The sequence below is a fragment of the Planobispora rosea genome, assembly GCF_014648175.1.
GTDB classification, from domain to species: Bacteria; Actinomycetota; Actinomycetes; order Streptosporangiales; family Streptosporangiaceae; genus Planobispora; species Planobispora rosea.
The window spans coordinates 167,870-189,896 of record NZ_BMQP01000002.1; the positions used below are offsets into that span (position 1 = coordinate 167,870).

Sequence of the window (22,027 nt, forward strand, 5' to 3'; positions counted from 1 at the left end):
ACACCAGCCGAACCCTAGCAATGTCACTAAACACACTCAAGGCGAGAACGACTAAATACGACCAGCTGTCCCTTTTGTGATTCTACGGCCGATTTTCAACGCGAGTCAGGCTCGGGTAAGGATCGGAGTTCGGCCTGTGCCAGGTGAAGGGCACCGAGTACGGCCGCCCTGACGATCACCGTCGGCAGGTACAGGTCCTTGTCGACCCAGAGCGGCGGCGCGTCACGGTCGCGGATCTCCAGCAGGCGCCGGTACCCGCGCTCCACGGCCTGCCGTCCCCGCCCCCGCCCCCGGCGCGCGGCGCCGGTCAGCAGCAGGGTCTGCAACGCGTAGGCGGTCTCCTCCGCGGTGCCCTCCCAGCGGCCCCACGACCCGTCCGCCCGCTGGCCGCCGAGCACCCAGTCCACGGCGCGGTCCACCGCGCCCGCGCACTCCTCACCGCCGAACTCGTGCAGCGCGATCGCGCAGCAGGCGGTGGCGTAGTACGGCGAGATGTGCCAGCGGTCCCGCCAGCCCCCGCCGGCCTCCTGGCGGTCGCGGATCCAGGCCGCCAGCCGGGCCACGACGGCCGCGTGGCGGGGCTGCCCGCCGCACCCGCGCACGTAGGCGCCGAAGGCGTCGAGCACGTGCGCGTTGGTGGTCAGGGACATGCCCTCCTCCCCGCGCCAGGTGCAGAAGTGGGTCTCCAGCTCGAAGGGCCACAGCCCCTCCGGTTCCCGCGGCTCGCCGAGCAGGGCCAGCGCGTACAGCGCGACGGAGGTGGTGTCGGCGTCGGCCGGCAGCCCCGGCCCGGTGGCGATCCCGTCAGGGCCGAGCCCGTCCCGCAGGCTCGCCGCCAGCTCCGGCGGCACGTCCACCGGAACACCCGCGCGCCGCAGCCAGCTCAGCACCCAGCCGCGCTCGAACACGGTGATCGGGAGCGCGCACGGCACCGGCCCCCCGGTGGAGGCCACGACCGCCTCCAGGTACCGGCGCACGGCCGTCTCCTCCGCCGCGGGCCGGCCGCCGCCGTACGGCGCGGCCTTCCCGGCCCCGGGCCCGCCGGCCGCCGGTCCGCCGGTCACCGGTCCGCCCTTCGCGGCCAGCCAGGCGGCGCTCGCCGCGGGCGAGGCCCCGACGGCCGCCATCCCGCCGGGCATCGGCGTGGGAACGACCGTGGAGGAGGCCACCGCCTCCGGTCCCGCGATCTCCAGCGCGTGCACCAGCTTCTGCGGGACGTCCGCGCCCGACGCCAGCCAGGCCCGGACCGCGGTCAGCTTGGCATCGCTCAGGCCCGCGGGCGGCTCGGGCCTCGCCGTACCGGAGCGCTCGCCGCCCGTGTCCGGCGGTCCCGCGTCGAGATGGCCGCCGATCAGGGCGAGCAGGGACGGCACGATGAGTTCGATCGCCGGCGTGTCCGGCAACGACGCGGCGGGGAGCGGGCGGTCCCGCACCGCCTCCAGCCCGCGGGCGGCCACCTTGGCCAGCAGCCCGGGGGCGGCGCAGGGAGCCTCGCGCCGCAGCTCCGCCAGGAGCGCCTCGACCGCGCTGAGCGTGGGGACCAGGGCGTAGCCGCCGGGCGGGCCCCAGCCCCCGTCCGCCCGCTGGGTGGCGATCAGGAAGTCCACCCGCGCGGCGTGCCCGGCCAGCCAGGGGGCCAGGCTCACCACCCGGCCGGTCTCGTACGGCGAGGCGGACACCTGCCCCCAGGGCCGGGCCGGCATCCCGGCGACCAGCTCACCCGCCTCCGCCGCCACGTCGATCTCCGGCGGGGTCGCCGTCACGGGGGCCGCCGTCACAGGGACCCCCAGTAGTCGCCGGCCTGGTAGAACCCGGCGCAGAAGTCCATCTGCCGCTCCATGTACCCGGCCAGCTCCGGGTGGGCCTCCCGGAGCGGGGCGAGCAGTTCCCGGCTCCGGGCCGCGAGCCCGGCGATCCGCCGCTCCACCTCGGCCCGGTCCAGGAGCAGCAGGGCGTTGAGGTCTCCCCAGGCGAGGTCGCGCTCGTAGGTGCCCAGGTCGTTGAGGAGGCGGATGACCCGCTGCACGGCCCAGCTCGCCTCGCGCATCGGCCCGACGTCCGCGACCGGGCCGCCGGCCGTGACGTGGATCCAGTGGGCGGCGAAGGCGAAGGAGAACCCGAGGTTGTCGGCGTTGCCGAGGTACTCCTCGAAGGACGGGGCGACCTTCTCGCTCTTCCAGTCCCACTCGGCGAGCATCCCGTCCAGCATGCGCTCCAGCTCGTCACGCCAGACCGGTCCCAGCTCGGCGAAGGCGGGCGAGGAGGCCAGCTCGTCGCGGATGTCGGCGAGCATGCGGGTGAGGTCGTCGCCGGGGACGGGCGGGGCGCCCGCGGCCGTCTCCCGGCACCGCCGGGCGGCGTCCTCCACCTCGGCCCGCGAGGTGGCCACGTAGTCGACGATCCAGTCCAGGCCGAACGCCCACAGGGAGGTCTTGTTGGCCAGCCGCAGCTGCTCGGGGGTGAACCACGGCCCGCTGAACGCCATGGCGAGTGAGAGGGTGCTGTACAGGGCCGCGTCGAACGGCTTGGCGGAGAACAACCCGGGATAGGTCTCCGCCCACCGGCTCATCTCCCGCTGGGCCCGCCCGGCCCCGGCGCAGACGATTCCGCACTCCGTCGCCGCCGGCCGCGCGCCGGCGCCATTCTGGACCGTCATCGGGCGACCGCACTCCGATCACGGCTCGCGAAGGACACGCCCAGCTCGATCCGGCCCTTGGGACGCAGCGAGGCGGCCCAGCCGGGGGTGTACGGCCCCGGGGTGCGCACCGACAGGCGGAACCGGCTGAGGATGGAGGCGACCACGAGCGGCGCCTCGACGTAGAACAGGTGCTCGCCCAGGCACTTGTGCGGGCCGCCGCCGAAGGGGAAGTAGGAGTACCGGTGCCGGCGCTCCCCGCCGGCGGTGTTGCCGTTCCTGAAGCGCTCGGGGTCGAACTCGTGCGGGCGCTCCCAGAACTCCTCCAGCCGCTGCGTGGCGTAGGCGCTGATCAGCACCGTCGAGCCGCGCCTGATCCGCACGCCGCCGACTACCCCGTCCTCCATGACGTGCCGGGGCAGGAGCCAGCCCGACGGGTACAGGCGCAGGGACTCCAGCAGGACCATCCGCGTGTAGGACAGCTGCGGGACGTGATCGGCGCGGGCCGGTCCGTCGCCCACCACCTCGTCGATCTCCGCCTGGAGCCGGGCCGCGACGTCGGGGTGCTCCTCCAGCAGCAGCCACAGCCAGGTGAGGATCATCGCGGTGGTCTCCGACGACGCGGCGTAGACGCTGACCAGGGCGTCGCGGATCTGCGTGGCGGTCAGCGGCCGGCCCTCCTCGTCGGTGGACCGGCAGAGCACGGAGATGACGTCGAGGCCGTCGTCGGGGTCGGCCATCGCCTTGCGGACGATCGGGAACACCACGTCGTCGATCTGCTTGACGCCCCGCAGGCAGGCCCGGTCCCCGGGGATCCGGACGAAGTACGGCATGAACGGCATGAGGAACCGGGCGACGAGCGAGTGGGACACCAGATCGAAGGCGGGGACGATGCGCTCGGCGTCCTCCCGGCTCAGCTTGTCCCCGAACAGCACCCGGTTGACGATGTAGGTGAGGATGCCCGACATCTCGGCGGTGGCGTCCATGGGCCGTCCGCTGCGGGCGTACCCGTCCCACTCCTCGACGCGCCCGGCGACGCGGGCCGCCACCTCCTCGGCGAGGGTGGAGATGTACCGCGTGGTGAACAGGGGCTGCAGGATCGTCCGGCTGATCCGCCACTGCTCGCCGTCGCCCATGATGCTCTTCCCGAACAGCCGCTCCAGGGGGCGCCAGAACATCCCCGTGCGCTGGTAGTTCGTCCACTCCAGGCGCATCACCTGCTGGACGTGGTCGGGATGGGTCACCAGGTAGGGGCGGAAGGGCCCCAGTTCCAGCCGGACGACCTCTCCCCCGGCCTCCTGTGCGAACTCCCACAGTCCGCCTGCGGGGTCGTCCATGAGCCTGCGCAGGGCTCTGCGCATCGGAACGGATCTCGCCCGTCGGACGGGGCCGGCGTCCACATCGATCGACATCGCCATGCGTCTCCCACCTTGCGTGACGTGAACGCGCACAACGTGGAAAACCGCCCGCGGTCAAGCGGACGGTTGAGCACATCCAGACTCGGGACGCCCCATCGCGTCCCTTTCTTCCTGCCGGACACGACTCCGGGCCGGTCGGCCGGCGGCCATTCCGGAACGCCCGGAGCCTCGCCGTGCGCTTCCTCCGGAAGCGATACGTCAAAGGCGCGTCACATCACAACATTTACATTTCTCCGGACGAAGTATCACATGATCTACTAGTGGTGATCAAGCTCGCATCGGGCCCAAATAGTCGCAAAGTTCGGGCATGCGATGGTGTTTACCGTCCGTTAACACGGTCCTCCCGGCGCGCTATCCGGCCATCGTGCCCGGGTCACGCGCCGTGAACGCCGCGAGGATGCGGTCGGCGGCCAGGGCGGGGGTCAGCGTGCCGGCCAGGACCTCGCGCTCGGCCTGCGCGGCCACGGCCGCCACCCCCGGGTGGTCGTGCAGCATCCGCAGGAGCCGGTCGGTCACCATGGACCGGGTCCAGCCGACCTGCTGGCGCCGCCGCTTGCCGGCCAGCTCGCCGGAGGCCTCCAGGCCGTCGCGGTGCGCGACGACCTGCTGCCACAGCTCCGCCAGGCCGGCGCCCTCCCGCCCGCTGCACGTCAGCACCGGCACGGCGCGCTCGGACCGCCCGGAGCGCAGCAGCCGCAACGCCCCCGCCAGCTCCCGGGCGGCCCGGCGGGCGTCCATCTCGTGCGGGCCGTCGGCCTTGTTGACCGCGATCACGTCGGCCAGCTCCAGCACGCCCTTCTTGATGCCCTGGAGCTGGTCCCCGGTCCTGGCGAGCGTCAGCAGCAGGAAGGTGTCCACCATGTCCGCGACCGCGGTCTCCGACTGCCCGACCCCGACGGTCTCCACGATCACCACGTCGTACCCGGCCGCCTCGACCACCACCATGGCCTCGCGGGTCGCCTTGGCGACCCCGCCCAGGGTCCCCGAGGTCGGCGAGGGCCGGATGAAGGCGTTGTCGTCGACGGCCAGCCGGGCCATGCGGGTCTTGTCGCCCAGGACGCTCCCGCCCGTCCGGGTGGACGACGGGTCGACGGCCAGCACCGCGACCCGGTGGCCCAGCCCGGTCAGGTGGGTGCCGAGCGCGTCGATGAACGTCGACTTGCCGACCCCGGGCACGCCGGAGACCCCGAGCCTGCGGGCCCGGCCCGCCAGCGGCGTCAGCTCGACCAGCAGCCGCTGCGCCAGCTCGCGGTGGTCGGCCCTGGTCGACTCCACCAGGGTGACGGCCCGGCCGATCCAGCGTCTCGACCCGGAGCGCACTCCCCGGACGTAGTCCTCAAGCGTGCTCAAGACTCAGGATCCGTGACCGAGCCGGGCCGACAGGTCCGCCAGCAGGCCGAGGGCGGCCTCGGCGATCACCGTGCCCGGTGGGAAGACCGCGGAGGCCCCGGCCTCGCGCAGCGCCTCGACGTCACCCGGCGGGATGACGCCGCCGACGACGATCATGATGTCGTCGGCGTCCAGCTCGGCCAGCGCCCGCTTCAGCGCCGGCACCAGGGTCAGATGCCCGGCCGCCAGCGAGGAGACGCCGACCACGTGCACGTCGGCCTCGACCGCCTGACGGGCGACCTCCTCCGGCGTCTGGAACAGCGGGCCGACGTCGACGTCGAAGCCGAGGTCGGCGAAGGCCGTGGCGATCACCTTCTGGCCCCGGTCGTGCCCGTCCTGGCCCATCTTCGCGACCAGGATGCGCGGGCGGCGGCCCTCGGCCCGCTCGAACGCGGCGCACGCCGTACGGACCTCGTCCACGCCGGACCCCACCTCCTCCCGGTACACCCCGGAGATCGTACGGATCTGCCCCGCGTGCCGTCCGAAGACCTTCTCCAGCGCGTCGGAGATCTCCCCGACCGTGGCCTTGGCGCGGGCCGCGTCCACCGCCAGCGCGAGCAGGTTCTGCTCCAGGCCGGGCGCGCGGGTGCCGTTCACCGCCGCGTCGGCGGCCTTCGTCAGAGCCGCGAGCGCGTCCTCCACGGCGCCCGGGTCGCGCTCGGCGCGCAGCCGCCGCAGCTTGGCCAGCTGGCTGGCCCGCACCGCGGTGTTGTCGACCTTGAGCACCTCGATCGGCTCGTCGGCGTCCGGCCGGTACTTGTTGACGCCGATGACCGGCTGCCGCCCGGAGTCGATGCGCGCCTGGGTGCGGGCGGCGGCCTCCTCGATGCGGAGCTTGGGCAGTCCGGCGTCGATGGCCCTGGCCATGCCGCCCGCGGTCTCGACCTCCCGGATGTGCCCCCAGGCCCGCTCCGCCAGCTCGTGGGTGAGCCGCTCCGCGTAGTAGGAGCCGCCCCACGGGTCGATCACCCGGCAGGTGCCCGACTCCTGCTGCAGCAGCAGCTGGGTGTTGCGGGCGATGCGCGCGGAGAAGTCGCTGGGCAGGGCCAGCGCCTCGTCCAGAGCGTTGGTGTGCAGCGACTGGGTGTGGCCCTGGGTGGCGGCCATCGCCTCGACGCAGGTCCGTACGACGTTGTTGAAGACGTCCTGCGCGGTCAGCGACCAGCCGGAGGTCTGCGAGTGGGTGCGCAGCGACAGCGACTTGGGGTCCTTCGCCCCGAAGCCCGCCACCAGGCGGGACCAGAGCAGCCGGGCGGCCCGCAGCTTGGCGACCTCCATGAAGAAGTTCATGCCGATGCACCAGAAGAACGACAGGCGCGGCGCGAACCGGTCGACGTCCAGCCCGGTCTCCACGCCCGCCCGCAGGTACTCCACGCCGTCGGCCAGGGTGTAGGCCAGCTCCAGGTCGCAGGTGGCCCCGGCCTCCTGGATGTGGTAGCCGGAGATCGAGATCGAGTTGAACTTCGGCATCCGCTCGCTGGTGTAGGCGAAGATGTCGGAGATGATCCGCATCGACGGCCCCGGCGGGTAGATGTAGGTGTTGCGGACCATGAACTCCTTGAGGATGTCGTTCTGGATGGTCCCGGCCAGCTGCTCGGGCGCCACCCCCTGCTCCTCGGCGGCCACGATGTAGAGCGCGAGCACCGGCAGCACCGCGCCGTTCATGGTCATCGACACGCTCATCCGGTCGAGGGGGATCCCGTCGAACAGCTGCCGCATGTCGTAGATCGAGTCGATCGCCACGCCCGCCATGCCGACGTCCCCGGCCACGCGCGGGTGGTCGGAGTCGTAGCCGCGGTGGGTGGCCAGGTCGAAGGCGACCGACAGGCCCTTCTGCCCGGCGGCCAGGTTGCGCCGGTAGAAGGCGTTGGACTCCTCGGCGGTGGAGAACCCGGCGTACTGCCGGATGGTCCAGGGCTGGTTGACGTACATCGTCGGGTACGGCCCGCGCACGTACGGCACCGCGCCCGGGTAGGTCGCCGGGAAGTCCAGCCCGCCGAGGTCCGCGGCCGTGTAGAGCGGTTTGACCCCGATCCCCTCGGGCGTCTCCCACACCAGCTCGTCCGGGCCGTGACCGGTCTCCTCCCGCACCGCCCGCGCCCACCGGTCGAGGCCGTCCGGCACGGCCTCCGCCCGGCCGCCCAGCTCGATCCCCGAGAAATCCGGAATCATCGGGTCCCCTCCCCGGTCCTGTCAGGCCTCGTGCCCGTCCCGCCGTCTCCCGCCCGCCGCAGGGCTCTCACCGGGCCACCTCCAGGTCGTCGAAGGTCTCGCGGAGCACGGCCAGGGCGTCGCACCCGGCGAAGATCGTGCCGTCCACTCCCTCGTAGGACCCCTTCCCGGCCAGCCAGACCTTCCGCGCTCCGGCCGCGCGCAGCGCCGCGGCCACGGCCTCGGCGTGCTCGCCGTACAGCCGGTCGCTGGAGCACAGGCAGGCGACCGGCGTGCCGCTCGCGGCGAAGGCGGCGGCGATCCGCTCCGGGTCGGTCTCCGGTCCGGACAGGACGGTGGCGACGCCCCCGGCCTGGAACAGGTTGGCCGCGAACGAGGCCCGCGCCGTGTGCGCGGCCACCGGGCCGATCGTGGCGAGGAAGACGCTCGGGCGCTCGTCCCGGGCGTCGGCCAGGTCGCGCAGCGCCTCGAACTCCTGGGCGTAGGCGATCCGCGGCAGCCCTCCGGACCGCTCCGTCGCCGTGCCCGGCCTCGGCGTCCGTACCGGGAGCCGCTCGGTCAGGTGGGGGAACTCGCTGACGCCGGTGACGGGGTCGCGGCGGCGGGCGATGTTCGCCGCCCGCCGCTCCCGGGTGGCCGCCAGACGGTCCGCGACCAGTCCCGAGTCCAGGGCCGCGGCCATGCCGCCCGCGCGCTCGATCTCCTGCAACCACTCCCACGCCCGGGCCGCGAGGTCCTCGGTGAGCCGCTCGACGTAGAAGGAGCCGCCCGCCGGGTCGGTCACCCGGGCCACGCCCGCCTCCTCCACCAGCAGCGTGTGGGTGTTGCGCGCGATGCGCCGGGAGAAGGCGTCGGGCAGGCCGAGCCGGGTGTCGAACGGCTGGACGGTCACCGCGTCGGCGCCGCCGACCCCGGCGGCGAAGCAGGCCACGGTGGTGCGGAGCATGTTCACCCACGGGTCCCGGGCCGTCATCATGGCCGAGCCGGTCACCGCGTGCTGCACCTGCCGGCCCGAGCCGTCCGCCCCGCACGCCTCGGCGACCCGCGCCCAGAGCCTGCGCGCCGCGCGGAGCTTGGCGACGGTGAGGAACTGGTCGGCGGTGGCGGCGTAGCGGAACTCCAGCTGCCCGAACGCCTGCTCCAGGGTGAGCCCGCCGTCCGTCAGCGCCCGCAGGTAGACGACGCCGGTGGCGATCGAGCAGCCCAGCTCCTCGGCGTCGCTCCCGCCCGCGTCGTGGTACGGCGTCGCGTCCACGACCATCGCCCGGAGCCCGGGGAACTCCGCCACGCACCTGCGGGCCAGCTCCACCGCGTCCGCGAACCCGCCGCCGTCCCGGCGACCGCCCTCGGCCCCGGCCGGCGTGCCGGTGCGGGCGCACAGGCCCAGGGGGTCGGCGCCGAGGGAGCCGGTGAGGGCCGCGGACGCCTTCTCCGCCGATCCCGTCTTCCGGGCCGCGAGGGCGAACAGGGACTCGGCGGCCTCGCGGGCCCTCTCCCCCGCCTCCAGCGTGACCGGGACGAGCTCCAGGTGGACCCGGTCGAGCGCGCGCGGCAGGTCCTCCGGCGCCAGGGCGAGCCAGAGCGAGGTGACGCCGTTCTCCAGGTCGGCCAGGACAGCCTCGGCGTCGGCCGTCTCGTGGCGCTGCCGTACGTCCCAGCTCCCGGACACCGGGCGGGAGCCGCGCGTGTAGGGGGCGGAGCCCGGCAGGCCCGGGTCGCCCGGGAGGTCGGAGGGGTCGTAGAGCGGCGCGATGGTCACGCCGTCGTAGGTGGTCGTGGCCAGCGCCTCCTCGGGGGAGCCGGCCTCCACCCCGGACTTGCGCAGCACCCCGAGCGCCAGCTCCCGCCACCGCTCGCGGGTGATCGGCGGGAACGACGGGTCCGGCGGGGTCGCCGCGGCCGGTCGGGGTTCCTCAGGCGGCACGGTCATGAACCGGATAGTAGGCGCACCGCCTGTAGAACATTCCTCCGGGGTCCCACATGGCGGACATCCAGGCAGACGCCTTCCGCCGACCGCGGAGCCTTCCGTCCTGACTCCGCCTGTTGCCGAAGACCGTCCGCAGGGTGACCGCGGTAGTGGCCGGTGGGCTGAGACCGCACGTGCCCGGCGCACGGAAGGGACGCGGTCACTCGTCGCGCAGGCGGTCCTCGATGGTCTCCACCAGGCCGGCGATCACACCCTCGGGCGAGGGGCTGTAGTGCGGGACGGCCCACCGGGTGATGCAGGCGTCGATCACCGTGGGCCGGCCGGAGGCGAGAGCGGCGCGGAAGGCGTCCTCGAACGCCTCCAGCGTCTCCACCCGGTAGCCGTCCGCGCCGCACGCCCGCGCGTACGCGGCGAAGTCCGGGTTCCGGAACTCGACGAGCGCGGTCTCCGCGTACGTCGCCAGCTGGTAGAGCTTGATCAGCTTGAATTGCCGGTCGTCGAAGATGACCCAGATGACGGGGATGTCGTGCTCGACGGCGGTCATCAGCTCGAAGCCGGACATCAGGTAGCAGCCGTCGCCGCAGCCGACGACGACCGTCCGCTCCGGCTGCGCCACCTTCAGCCCGATGGCGCCGTTGACGTGCCCGGCCATCGGCCCGAACGAGCCGGCCTTGCGGAAGTTCTGCCCCTCCTCCAGATCCACGTAGTAGCCCAGCCACGCCAGGTGCGCGCCGGCGTCGGCCAGGACGACCCCGCGCTCGGGCAGCAGCCGGCCGATCGCCTGGGCGAGCTCACCCGGGTGGATCTTCTCGGTCGGGTGGACGATGTGCCGGGCCTCGTAGCCCCGGCCGTGGACCTCGGCCGGGGGAACGTCGCCGACCCTCTTCTCCAGCGCGGGGATGAGGGCCTGCACCGCCAGGCGCGCGTCGGACAGCAGCGCGTAGTCCGGTCGGTACGCCTTGCGGAACTCGGTCTCGGAGATGTTCACATGGATGAGGAGCTTGCCGTCGAACAGGCCCTCGCGGTAGTTGAAGGTGGCGTGCTGGTTGAGGGAGTTGCCGATGCACAGCACGACGTCGGCCTCGCGGAAGGCCTTCCAGGCGCTCGCGTGGCCGCTGTCGGCGAAGACGCCCACCGAGAGCGGGTGCCCCTCGGACACGACGCCCTTGCCGTCCAGCGTGGTCAGCAGCGGGATCTGGAAGCGTTCGGCCAACCGCCTGATCTCCGTCCCGGCCCCGCTCCGGACGGCGCCGAACCCGGCGAGCACCACGATGCGCTTGCGCTCCGCGATGGCACCGGCCAGCACCGACGCGATCTCCTCCACGCGTTCCGGGTCGGGCCGGACCGGCGCGACCCGGAGCCGGACGGGCCGTACGCCCGTGACCTCGACACCGCGCTCGGTCAGGTCCTCGGGGATGTGGATGTGCACCGGACCGGGCCGCCCCTCGAAGGCGGTGTTGACCGCCTCCTCCAGTACGTCGCACGTGTCGGCGGCGTCGGTGAGCAGGAAGGACTTCTTGGTCGTGGCCGCGAACATGGCCTGCGAGTCGGGTGTCCGGTTCACGCCCGAGGTCTCGTTGAGCGAGCCCCACCCCTGCCACTTCCGGGAGGCGTACCCCGACACGGCGAGGACCGGGTAGGAGTCGGACATCGCCACGGCCAGCCCGGAGAACAGGTTGAACGCCCCGGGCCCGGCCGTGGCGAAGCAGAAGCCCAGCCGGTCGGTGTACATCGCGTACCCGCAGGCCATGAAGGAGGCGGCCTGCTCGTTCCGGGTGATGATCGGCCGGATCCGCGCCGAGTGCTTCAGGGCCAGCATCAGGCCGGCGGCGTTCTCGCCCGCGCCCCCGAAGGCGGCCTCCACGCCGACGTCCTCCAGCCCTCTGACGATGGCCTCGTAGACTTTCACCGCTCCCGCCTCCCGCGTCACCCGTGCCAGCGCCCGTCGTGGCGCGCGTGCGCGTCGGTCGTCCCGTTCGTGAAGAACCGCTCGTAGTACTCGGACTCGACATGGTGGGTCTGCAGCCATATGCCGGGCACGTGGACGGCGTCGGCGTGGGCGGGGAAGCGCCCGTGCGTGGCGTGGACGTACGCGCAGACGTCCCGCGCGCAGGCGATCACCCGCGGGTCGTCCTGGGCCGCCTCGGCCAGGTAGCGCCGCCCGTAGTCGCCCTTGTAGATGCGGGCGAAGGTCCCGGGGTCGGCGTAGACGCCGCCCGGTCCGAACTTCGCCCGCACGACCGCCTCGACGGCCTCGTCCATCGACGGGTAGTTGGGCGGGCACGCGGCCTTGATGAGATGCTCGCCCCCGGCCCGGAGCCCGACCGGGTGGGAGCGCACCGCGGCGTGCCTCGGCAGCGGGATGTGCCAGCGCAGGAGGTCGGCGGGGCGGAAGCGCGGAGTGACGAAGTCGAAGCCGAGCATCCGGCCGTACACGCCGGAGAACTTCGGGTCGCCCAGCATGATCTGTGGATGGATCGTGGCGTGGATCCACGCGCCGAGCCCCATGGCGTCCGCGACCAGCATCATGTTCTGCAGCAGCAGGTCGGCCTCGACCTGGACGCGCATCGTGCCCAGGGCCCCGAGCGGCACCTTGATGTCCCCGTTCAGGAACCCGTTCCGCACCCACTTGCGCACGCCCGCCGGGCGGTAGAAGTTCCGGTCGTCGACGAACGTCGGCCGGGCCCCGTCCGGCTGGGTGAGCAGGTACATCAGGGCGTTGATGTACTGGTGGGACAGGTCGACCACCGGCAGGAAGATCGTGGTGCCCGGGAGGTTGGACAGGAAGCGGTTGGAGTCCAGGTAGGCCGGGAAGTCGCGCATCCCCTCGGGGACGTCGAGCCGGTGGTCCAGGACCTTCACCTTGGCCCGGCGCGCCCGTTCGAGCAGCGTGGCGGCGTCGAAGGGCGCATCCGGCGCGGGCGGCGGTTTCCTCAGGTAGTAGGTGCCGCTGTCGTTGATCATGAAGAAGTGGGTGCCCTGCGCGTTGTCGGGGCTGCCCGCCGTACGCCCGGCCATGGTGAGGTTCGGCTTGGCCATGATGGGCGAGCCGTCGCGCGGGTCCGTCAGCGGCCGGTCCGGCATGGTCAGGCCGGAGCAGCCGGTGACGGCGATGAGCACCGCCTCCTCCAGCTCCTCCAGCGGCATCGGCGGGTTCGGGGACCGGTAGCTCATCGAACCGGCCGGGACGGACGCGCCGCGGCTGACCCGGTGGGTCCGGCGCTTCCAGATGCTCTCCAGCAGCGGCCGCGCCAGGAGGACCTTCAGCCCTTCCACGCGGGTCTCCAGCTTCACGGACATGTCGGCGCCTCGCTCTGTGTCAGCCGTGCCGGGTGTCGGGAACGTGCCTGCCGGGCGTGACCGGGCGCCAGGGCGCGAACGCGCTGGCCGTCCTGGGCAGCAGGCCCGCCAGTTCGGGGCAGTGCCGCAGGATGACGCTGTTCATGCCGCCCCGCGCGATCCAGTCCATCCCCAGGGGGGTGTAGATCTCCGGCCTGAAGTCGACCGTGAGGAAGCGGTCGCTCTGCAGCCTCCGGCTGGCCATGAGGATGAAGACGCGGAAGGCCGTGTCGCTGAAGCCGAAGCCCGCGGGCGGGTTCTCCGCGTAGAGCCCGACCATCGTGTCGATGTCGTCGACCGTACGGTAGACGTCCTTGAGCCGCGCCACCGTCTCCGGGTCGGAGGTGAGGTCCTCGAACCGCCGCAGGCGCGGTCTGTGCAGGCCGGCGCGGAAGTCGTTGTAGCGCGGGACGCCGCGGCGGCGGGTGCGCGCGATGTCGACCACGGACAGGTCGATCACCTCCCCGTCCCGCTCGAACGCCTGGAGCGCGCGCGGGTAGTTGCGCAGGGTGATCGCGCCCGGGTGGGCGACGCCGAACGAGTAGAGCGCGTTCGCCAGGCCGACCCTGCGCATGACCGGCTCCGCGGCGGCGCCCTGCACGTCGTTGAAGTCCAGGGTGCCGAGCGACGCGCCGGAGAGGTGGTCGATCATCTCGTAGTCGTCCGGGATCAGCGGGTGCATCCGGTAGACGGTGACGAACTCCTCGGTGAGCGAGTACGGCGCCGCGTGGTGGTCGGGCAGGGTCTCGGGGATGCCGGTGAGCGCGTGCGCGTCGACCAGCCACAGCCCCAGCCGGGCCGCCCAGTTGTCCGGCGGTCCCTCCCAGTTGGCCCGCAGCGAGATGTCGATCACATCGGTCGCGAGGATCGCGGGGGTCCACTCCACGGTGTGGATCTTGGCGATGAGGGCGGAGACGACGAGCCTGGCCGTGTGGTACACGCTCTCCTCGTCCATGCGGGGGTACTCCCTGCGCAGGGCCTCGCACACGGCGTTGTGCTCGCGGGCGAACAGCGTGTGCATGGCGCTGAGGCCCAGCCACCAGCTGTCGCGGAACCCGGTGAGCGGGATGCCGTCCGGGCCCGGCGGCAGGTGCCCGTGCTCCAGGTGGAGCGCCGCGCCGCCGTCCGGCTCGCGCAGGGATCTCGCCACGGCCTCGTCCCCGCCGTAGACCTCCGACCCGTCCCACCAGTGGGAGGCGGCGTTGCCGAACAGGATCGGCGCGCCGCCGTCGAGGCGCACGCCCTCGTTCTCGGCGAAGCGCATCACCGTCTCGGGAGCTCCGCCCGGCGTGTTGCTCCAGGTCATGCCGGGCGGCATCGGCACCTCGACGTTCCTCGTCCCGGCCGGGTAGCGCTTGTGCTCGACCCAGTCGTGGACCTGGAACTGGATCCACGCGGCGGCGAGGATGTTCAGCGACCGCGCGGGGATGAAGGCGTCGCGGCGGAGCAGCTCCCTGCTGACGGTCACCGGGTTGGGCGTGTCGAACAGGTCGGGCCGGTAGACGGGCGGGAGGTTGCGGCCGAAGGCCGCGCCCACGGCCCCCATCATCGGCGCGGACAGGTCGTTGCAGGTGCCGTCGTAGCTGCGCCTGGTCCGCAGGTGCTCCTCGACGGGTTCGGGCACCGCGCGGGCCCGGGGCGGGGCCTCGCGCGCCTCGGTGTCGATGAGGTTGCGCCTCCGCAGGACCTGGCGGAAGGCGTCGAGGTTGAGGAGGCCGAGCAGGGGCGGCAGCCGGTGCCAGGGGACGACCCGGTTGAGGGCGCGGAACCCGGCCTCGATGAGCTTCCCGGCGACGACGTTGCGCCGCGGCGTCGGCGTGATGAACCGGTGTCCCCGGCGGTGGGCGCTGGACGCCTCGTAGGCGGCCCTGCGGGCGCGGTTGAGGTTGCCGAGCGGCCGGAAGGCGTCCGTGGTGTTCCACGGGTCGAACGCGAGCTGGTCGACGCGGAGCGCGGTGGCGCGCGCGGCGGCGGCACCGAGGTCCCGCCGGGGGATCGTCAGCGTCGCCACCGGGATGACGGGCGCGTCCTCCTCCCGCCAGTCGGACGCGCCGTTCTCGATGGGCGTGCGCCGGGCGTCCGCGTAACGCTGGACGCACAGCTCGAAGACGACGTCCGCGCCGGCCAGCCGCGCGGCGAGCTCGTGCCCCAGGTAGTCGGGGTCGCCGCGGGAGGGCGGGGGCGCCGCGGGCGCGCCCGCGGCGGGGCGGAGCCGGTAGCGCACCGGTCCCGCGTCCCCCCACATGATCGCCCCACGGCTCCAGTACGTCTCGAGCGCGAGGCTGGTCACCGTGCGCCCGGTCGCCTCGGTCACGTTCCGCCGCATGCGCGTGGCCGCCGGCCAGCCCACCGCCATGGGCAGCTTGACGAACAGGGCGATCCCCTTGCGCAGGGTGGTGTCCGCGCCCGCCATGGCGCGGGCGAACGCGACGAACTCGCGCGCGTCCCGCGCGTGGGAGACCGGGAAGTTCGTCATCAGGAGGTCGTGGGCCTCCTGCGGGCCGGCCTGGACGCGCAGGGCCGCGCCCCGCAGGTCCGGCGCGGAGTCCGGTCCGTGCAGACCGCTGGCGTTGGACAGCCGTACGACGACGGGGTATTCGGCGCCGGGCTGGGCGAAGCCGGTGCGCAGGTCACCGGGGAGATCCTGGTGGAATCTCAGCCGGGCGTCCTCGACGCCGAGGATCGCCTTCGCGTGGAAGGCGCGGTCGACGGAGGCGGCTCCGCTCCGTTTCTTGATCTTCAGCTGGACCCGCATGAGATCGCGGGCGAGCCCCTCGAAGATCACTCGTTCGGCCTCGGGAGAGCCGCCGACGTAACGCTCGTACGGCTCGGCCTGCTCGGCCTGCTCGGCGCGCTCGTGCCGCTCGGCCCCGGGGGCTCCGGGTGCCGCCGCCGGCGTCTCGCCGGCGGGGCGGCCGTATTTCTTGGTCTCGTGCATGTGGCTCTCCCACCGATGCGCGGCCCTCGCGGGCCGCGAGGGCGTCCGGGTGCGGCACGGGGTCTTCCGCCGGTCATTCCGTGATCTTCCGGAATCCGGCGACATGCCGTTCGGAGCACCGGACGCGAATAGGGTGCGGAATCCGCCGGCGTACCGGAAGTAAGGGCGTACAGGACATACAGGGCGGCGTGCGAACCGCCGGGGCGGCGCGGTGGGCGCGGGTGCCGGACGGCCCGCTCCCGCCCACCGCTCCATCATCCCCGCGGCGGGAACGTGACCGGTCAATACCGGGGCAATCGTCGGAAAGATTCTCTTTTCCGAGGTTCCGGGCCGCATGAACGATGGAGGACGATCTACCGGCGGAAGAACGCGGACGTGTTGATTCTTCGCCCGGGAGAGGGACGGCAGGCTCGCGCGCTTACCCGTCCGCGGGACAGCCGAGGCCCCCCGTGCGGATTGTTACCGTACGCGTCCGCGGAGAGCCCTTCACTGTCCGAAGGAGAACCGGAGCCGGGCATTGATCAAGAAGTTGAGCCGGTGGCGCAGGCGGCCGATCACGGCCTGTTCCGGGGCTTCCGCAGGTGTCAGCAGCGTCCAGCGCAGTGAGCAGCCGCCGTCCTCGGTCGGCCGGATGTCGAACCGGATCTCGTCGTCGGGCCTTTCCGGCCACAACGACGACCAGACCACGAGTTCCGGTTCCACCGCCCGGAGGATGCGCGGCTCGACCTCATCGGGGTGCAGGTGCAGCCACTGCCGTCCGCCTGGTCGCCGAGGGTCGGTCAGGCTCTCCCACACGATGCGAGGAGGAGGCGGCTGCCTACGCTCCCGCGAACCCAGCTCGATCACTTCCGCAGTCTAGAAGGCGGCCGCCACCTGGTCGTCGCCCACCAGCTCGGAAGACCGCGCTGCGCGACCTGCCGACGTGCCGCGCCGCGGGGCAGGGACGGGCTCAAGTCCATGCAGTTCCTTCTCCAGTGCGTTGTGCGACGTTGTTTGTACACCGGCCCGCTCGAAGCCGCACAACCCGAATGTGACTACAAAGATTTCACATCGGCAGAAAGCCTCGGCCTGACTCCGGCCGGCTGCCCGTGAGAAGCAACGACGAGGGAAGTGCGAATGAAGAAATCACTCACGCAGGCCGCCATCCTGGCGGTGTCCACGTTCACCGTGCTCGCCGTCGCCGGCCCCGCCCACGCGGATCCGGTAAACGGACAGTCCTACCGAATCAAGAACGTCGATTCCGGAAAATGCATGGACATCCGCGATGCCACCTGGAATCTCGGCGGACAAGTACAGCAGTTCACCTGCCACGCGGAGTGGAACCAGCACTTCGTATTCAGGAAGGCGGAGGTCATCAACGGCCGGCAGACGTGGCGGCTGACGCCCCGGTACACCGACGGACAGCGATGCGTGGATGTCAGAGACGGCACCAGCAACGGCGGCGAACTTCTCCAGACCTGGACGTGTCACTCGGGATGGCAGCAGCGGTTCCACATCGTGGGAGCCGGCGGCGGCAGGTACACCATCCGGCCCTCCTACAACGGGTGGTGCCTCACGGTCTCATATCCGCGATACGACGATCTGGCGCCGATCCGGCAGTACCCGTGCGGCGGCAGCAATGATCAGCTGTTCTACATTCAGCGTGCCTGAGCTCTCCTCCACGAGGACACGGCGGGCCCCGGCTGCATGACGGTCCCCGGGCGGATGTATGACGACCTCGGCCGCCCGGGGACCATCCGGCCCCGGGGAGGTCCGTCAGGCAGGCGTGCAGGCCTCCCGGTACGGGGGTGCCGGCATGTGCCGCTCCCGCTCCTTTCGGATGAAGTGGCGTGTCACCGTCCTGCAGATGCGGTCGATCACTCGATGGGGATCGGTGTCCCAGAGAATGACCGTCTTGTCGGCGCCGGCGGTGGCCAGGGTGCGTCCGTCGGGGCTGAAGGCAGCGTCGAGGACGGGACCGGTGTGCCCGGCCAGCTCGATCGGCTCGGCTTCGCCGGGAAACCAGAGTGTGACGGTACTGTCGCGCGCCTTCGATGGGGGCTGTACCGCGCCGCCTGCGGCGGCGAGGATGCGGCCGTCGGGGCTGAACGCGAGGGCGTTGATCTGCGGGGAGTCGACGCTGTCAACCGAGCGCAGGGTGTGATCGGCGACGTTCCAGCGCATGAGGCGGCGTGAGCTGGCGGTAGCGAGGATGCGTCCGTCGGGACTGAAGACCGCGTCGGTGGCCTCAGCGGTGTGGCCGGCCAGCGGGGCCTGCGTGACGTCCCACAGGGTGATCGTCCCATCCTCCCCGGCTGCGGCCAGCGTGCGACCCTCCGGGTCGAAGTCGAGCGTGTAGACGTTGGCCTTGTGCCCGGTAAACCGGCCGCGCAGGCTGCGGCGTTCGACGTCCCACAGCAGGATCGTCGGATCGTGTCCTGAGGTGGCCAGGGTGTCGCCGTCCGGGCTGAACCTGAGCGTGATGACCTGTCCGGGCTGGCCGTGCGTGAACGTCGCCAGGCGGGTGCGACGGGCCACGTCCCACAGGAACACCGTCGTGTTCCCGCCCGCGGTGGCCAGGGTGCGTCCGTCGGGACTGAAAGTGACGGCGCTGGCGGTCTCGTCGTGTCCGGTCAGGGTGGCCAGCCGGGCATGCCGGGCCAGATCCCACAGGATGATCATCTTGTCGTCACCGGTGGTGACCAGGGTGCGTCCGTCGGGACTGAACGCCAGCCCGCGAACCGCCTTGCTGTGCCCGGTCAGGGTGGTCAGGCGGATGCGTCGCTCGACGTCCCACACGATGACCGTCGTGTCGTCGCTGGCGGTGGCCACGGTGCGTCCGTCGGCGCTGAAGGCGATCTCCCTGATCTGGCGGGTGTGGCCGGGCAGCAGTGCCGTCCGCGTGCGTGCGGTCATGTCCCACAGGGCCAGAGCGCCGTCCTCGCCGCCGGTGGCCAGTGTGTCCCCGCCGGGGCTGAGCGCGGCGGCCTTCAGCCATGTGTCGTGGCCGGACAGCGTGGCCTGGTGGGCTCCGCTGCGCACGTCCCACAGATGCACCGCCCGGTCGCGTCCGGTGCTGATGAGGAGGCGGCCGTCGGAAGTGAAGAGGATCTGGGAGACGGCGCCGATATGCCCGGTGAGCGAGCCGCGGTAGGCGCGCAGCGACGACATGCTCAACAGGGCGCTGCGCGCTTCAGTCGTCGGTGCGGTCCTGTACGCCTGAGCGGCCAGCAGCATGGCGGCGCCGGGATCGGAATCGGCCAGGTCCAGCGCTTGCATGGCGAACTGGCGCGACAGTGCCATCTGGTGGGCGGTGACGGCTTCCCGCCATTGCCGTACGGCGACGACGCCCGTGCCAACGGTGATCAGAAGCAGCAGCGCGAGGCCGATGGCCAGATAGCGCAGCTGGCGGGTGCGGCGCGCGGTGCGGAGGCGCTCGGCGTCCTCGGCTTGGACGGAGGCGTCCAGGAAGGTGCGCTCCGAGGCGTTCAGGGTGGTGTGACGGTCGTCTCGTGAGGCCCACTCCCGGGCCAGAGCCAGGCGCGTCCCCCGGTACAGCCCTCCCGGATCGTGGTTCAGGGCCACCCAGGCCTGGGCCGCCTGAGTGAGGTGCCGGTGGATACGCAGCCCTTCACGGTCGGCCGACAGCCACTGGTGCAGGCGAGGCCAGGCGCGGATCAGCGCCTCATGAGCGACCTGCACGGTGTCGACGCCGAGCGTGATCAGCCGGTGGTCGGCGAACGCGTCGAGGACGGCCCGGGTGTCGTCTCCGGGGTTCAGTTCGTCCCGGCGGATGCGGCGGCCGGTGTCACCGGTGCCCTCCCCCAGCGCGGTCAGCCGGACGAACAGATCCTTGGCGCATGCCTGCTGCGCCGGGGTGAGCGAAACGTAGAGCCCTTCGGCGGTCTTGGCCAGAGCGCCGTGGATGCCTCCCGCCGCCTGGTATCCGGCGAGGGTGAGGGTGTTGCCGCGACGGCGCCGCCAGGTCTCCAGAAGAGCGTGGGAGACCAGCGGCAGGACCGCGGGCTGTCCGGCGGTGTCGGAGATGATCGCGGCGAGCAGCGCGCTCTCGACGGTACAGCCCGCGTCGCGGGCGGGCTGGGTGATGGCCTGGCGCAGTTCCTCCGTCGTCATGGGACCGATGAGGATCTGCGAGTCGGTGAGGGCCTCGGCGAGTTCGGGGTGGTCGGCGCAGTGGGGGTAGAAGTCGGCGCGCACTCCGAGTACCACGTGCAGCGGACTGCCGGCGGCCTGTGCGGCGGCCAGTAGCGTGGTGATGAACCGGGTTCGCCGCAGCGGGCCGCAGAGGGTGAAGACCTCCTCGAACTGGTCGACGACCAGGAGGGTCGGCTGGTCGGGCTCTGATCGGCCGAGGAGGCGGGGCAGCTCGCGTGCGTTCGCCGTGAGGACGGTGTGGATCTCCTCGGCGGTGGCGTCGCTGACGGCGGCGAGCCGGACAGCGCACTCGTCCAGCGGATCGGTCCCTGGCGTCATCAGTATCGTTCGCCATGCCCGGCCGCCGACGCCATGGTCGGCGACCGCCGGGATCAGGCCCGCTCGTAGCAGGGAGGACTTCCCACTCCCCGACGCGCCGAACACCGCAAGGAAGCGCTGCCGGGACAGGCGCGCGATGAACTCGGCGACCAGCCTGCCACGGCCGTGGAAGCGTCCGGCATCCTGCGGCTGGAACGGAGCCAGCCCCAGGTATGGAGCGGTGTCGGCTGAGGCGCCCGTCTCTCTGGGGGAGGCGGTGTTCGTCTCCTCGGCGGTGCGCCTCCAGTGCGCCTCCCAGTGCGCGAGGTCGCCGCCGCACGCCTTGACGTAAGCCAGCGTCACTGCCAGGGTCGGCAGTTTCTCACCCCGGGCGGCCTGAGCGAGAGTGGTGGGCGAATAGTGCGCCCGTTGCGCCAGTTCTCGATATCCCGGGTTTCCTGCTTGCTGGCGTAGCTGGCGCAACTGCCAGGCGAAGTGTTGAACCGGGTCCTTATCTGGATTCACCGGACGTTCGGGGCGAGGAATGCTCCACCTCCAGGAGTCCCGATCGCGAAGAAGGCTTAGATTGCGACCACGGTGCCAATTATGTACTACTGTGTTCCGTTCTTTTCATATGATCCGAACTCGTCCGTACTGCTATTGTCGAGTCCCTCGAAAGGACATGCGATACGCGCAACGGGGCGGGTACATCCCCGCCGAACAGGAACGGCGCGAACAGGTGCCGCCGCACCGAGCCGTCGAGCGCGACGAGGAGGCCATCGGCGCATGGAAGGGGCGAGGTGTGGCCGCAGGCAAAACCACCGCGGCGGACCTGGGCGCCTGGATCTGCTTCGCCGATGAGACGGGCCAAGGGCTCAAGGCCGCCGAGAGCACGCATCTGGGCCCCGCCCGGGACGCGGCCGATCGTGGCTGTGCGCGGCCGCAGCGCCGGGCGGGTGAACGTGGCCGGGGTGGTCTGCTTTCGCCCCGGCGCACGCGCCGGAGCCGAACCCCGCCGAAGGGGTCTGGTCGCTGCTCAAGCGCGCCGTCGCCAACTTCGTCGCGGCCGGCCTGGACGGCGTGGTCTGGTCAGCCCGGGATGAGCAGCCTCAGGGACCCCTTCGAGAAAGCGACGAGGACGTCCACCACCTCCTCCAGGTCGGGGTAGCGCCCCTCCAGGTGGCCGAGGGCCATCGTGGTGGTCAGCGCGTTGATCCCGTCGGCGACCATCTCCAGGCGGCGGCGGTCGCCCTCGGTCCCGGTCGGGAAGCCCATGGCCGCCAGGTCGGCGGCCAGGTGCGCCCGGTAGGCGGCCACGGTCTGGACGGCGAAGTCCTGCAGCGGGGAGGAGGGGTCGTGCCGGGCGCGCAGGCCGATGCGGAACAGCTCCGGGTGTCGGCAGATGGCCTCCAGCGGGATGCGGAAGGCGTCGCGGTGCCGCTCGGCGTCGCCGGCCGTGTGGGCCTTCAGCCGGACCTCCCGCATCGTGGCCCGCAGCCGCTCGCCCGCCTGGTCGCCGAGCGCCCGCAGCAGCTCGTGCCGGTCCTTGAAGTGCACGTAGAAGCTCGACTGGGCGATCCCGGCCGCCTTGGCGACCTTGCCCGTGGTCAGCCCGGCCTCGCCCTCCGCGTCGAGGATGGCGAACCCGGCCCGGATGAGGCGCCGCCTGGTCAGCTCCTTGGCCTCGCTGCGGCTCAGCGGCGTCCCGGCCATCGTTTCCTCCTCGGTCCCTGCAACCCTACGCGGCGTCCGGCTCC

Annotated in this window: 13 protein-coding genes; 1 reads left to right on the plus strand and 12 read right to left on the minus strand. The window is 72.1% G+C overall.

What is annotated here, in order from left to right; all coding sequences use genetic code 11:
* Positions 1 to 95: 95 nt before the first annotated feature.
* From IEZ08_RS02620 to IEZ08_RS02665, 10 genes are all read right to left on the minus strand, one after another.
* Positions 96 to 1,763 (minus strand): prenyltransferase/squalene oxidase repeat-containing protein, encoded by a 1,668-nt coding sequence (locus tag IEZ08_RS02620; protein ID WP_229802870.1) that lies wholly within the window; start codon positions 1,761 to 1,763, stop codon positions 96 to 98.
* An 11-nt stretch (positions 1,764 to 1,774) separates the two neighbouring features.
* Positions 1,775 to 2,656, minus strand: a complete 882-nt coding sequence (locus IEZ08_RS02625) for a terpene synthase family protein (RefSeq protein WP_068922905.1) — start codon at positions 2,654 to 2,656, stop codon at positions 1,775 to 1,777.
* Positions 2,653 to 4,053, minus strand: coding sequence for a cytochrome P450 (locus IEZ08_RS02630; protein ID WP_084779980.1), 1,401 nt, complete (start codon positions 4,051 to 4,053; stop codon positions 2,653 to 2,655). The genes IEZ08_RS02625 and IEZ08_RS02630 overlap by 4 nt, the downstream gene beginning before the upstream one ends.
* Positions 4,054 to 4,404: 351 nt before the next feature.
* Positions 4,405 to 5,403: a methylmalonyl Co-A mutase-associated GTPase MeaB gene (gene meaB, locus IEZ08_RS02635; protein ID WP_068922904.1), complete on the minus strand. Its 999-nt coding sequence runs from the start codon at positions 5,401 to 5,403 to the stop codon at positions 4,405 to 4,407.
* A 3-nt stretch (positions 5,404 to 5,406) separates the two neighbouring features.
* The gene (gene scpA, locus IEZ08_RS02640) at positions 5,407 to 7,614 is read right to left on the minus strand and encodes a methylmalonyl-CoA mutase (RefSeq protein WP_189241576.1); all 2,208 of its coding nucleotides are present in this window, start codon (positions 7,612 to 7,614) and stop codon (positions 5,407 to 5,409) included.
* 67 nt (positions 7,615 to 7,681) lie between these two features.
* A complete protein-coding gene (locus IEZ08_RS02645; protein ID WP_189241577.1) occupies positions 7,682 to 9,544 on the minus strand; it encodes a methylmalonyl-CoA mutase family protein in 1,863 nt (620 codons plus the stop codon).
* A gap of 196 nt (positions 9,545 to 9,740) precedes the next feature.
* Positions 9,741 to 11,450 (minus strand): thiamine pyrophosphate-binding protein, encoded by a 1,710-nt coding sequence (locus tag IEZ08_RS02650; protein ID WP_189241578.1) that lies wholly within the window; start codon positions 11,448 to 11,450, stop codon positions 9,741 to 9,743.
* A 17-nt stretch (positions 11,451 to 11,467) separates the two neighbouring features.
* Positions 11,468 to 12,841 carry a hypothetical protein gene (locus tag IEZ08_RS02655; protein WP_068922900.1) on the minus strand — a complete coding sequence of 458 codons (1,374 nt, stop codon included), beginning with the start codon at positions 12,839 to 12,841 and terminating at the stop codon, positions 11,468 to 11,470.
* A 19-nt stretch (positions 12,842 to 12,860) separates the two neighbouring features.
* Positions 12,861 to 15,818 carry a peroxidase family protein gene (locus tag IEZ08_RS02660; protein ID WP_203863284.1) on the minus strand — a complete coding sequence of 986 codons (2,958 nt, stop codon included), beginning with the start codon at positions 15,816 to 15,818 and terminating at the stop codon, positions 12,861 to 12,863.
* Between the two features lie 486 nt (positions 15,819 to 16,304).
* Complete coding sequence (locus tag IEZ08_RS02665) at positions 16,305 to 16,664, minus strand: hypothetical protein (protein WP_068922899.1); 360 nt, start codon at positions 16,662 to 16,664, stop codon at positions 16,305 to 16,307.
* 270 nt (positions 16,665 to 16,934) lie between these two features.
* Between IEZ08_RS02665 and IEZ08_RS02670 the strand changes: the two genes are divergently transcribed.
* Positions 16,935 to 17,468, plus strand: coding sequence for an RICIN domain-containing protein (locus IEZ08_RS02670; RefSeq protein ID WP_068922898.1), 534 nt, complete (start codon positions 16,935 to 16,937; stop codon positions 17,466 to 17,468).
* A gap of 105 nt (positions 17,469 to 17,573) precedes the next feature.
* Here the strand turns inward: IEZ08_RS02670 and IEZ08_RS02675 are convergent, their stop codons facing one another.
* Complete coding sequence (locus IEZ08_RS02675; protein ID WP_176728456.1) at positions 17,574 to 20,795, minus strand: nSTAND1 domain-containing NTPase; 3,222 nt, start codon at positions 20,793 to 20,795, stop codon at positions 17,574 to 17,576.
* Positions 20,796 to 21,359: 564 nt separating this feature from the next.
* The gene (locus IEZ08_RS02680; RefSeq protein ID WP_068922896.1) at positions 21,360 to 21,983 is read right to left on the minus strand and encodes a TetR family transcriptional regulator; all 624 of its coding nucleotides are present in this window, start codon (positions 21,981 to 21,983) and stop codon (positions 21,360 to 21,362) included.
* Between the last annotated feature and the right edge of the window lie 44 nt (positions 21,984 to 22,027).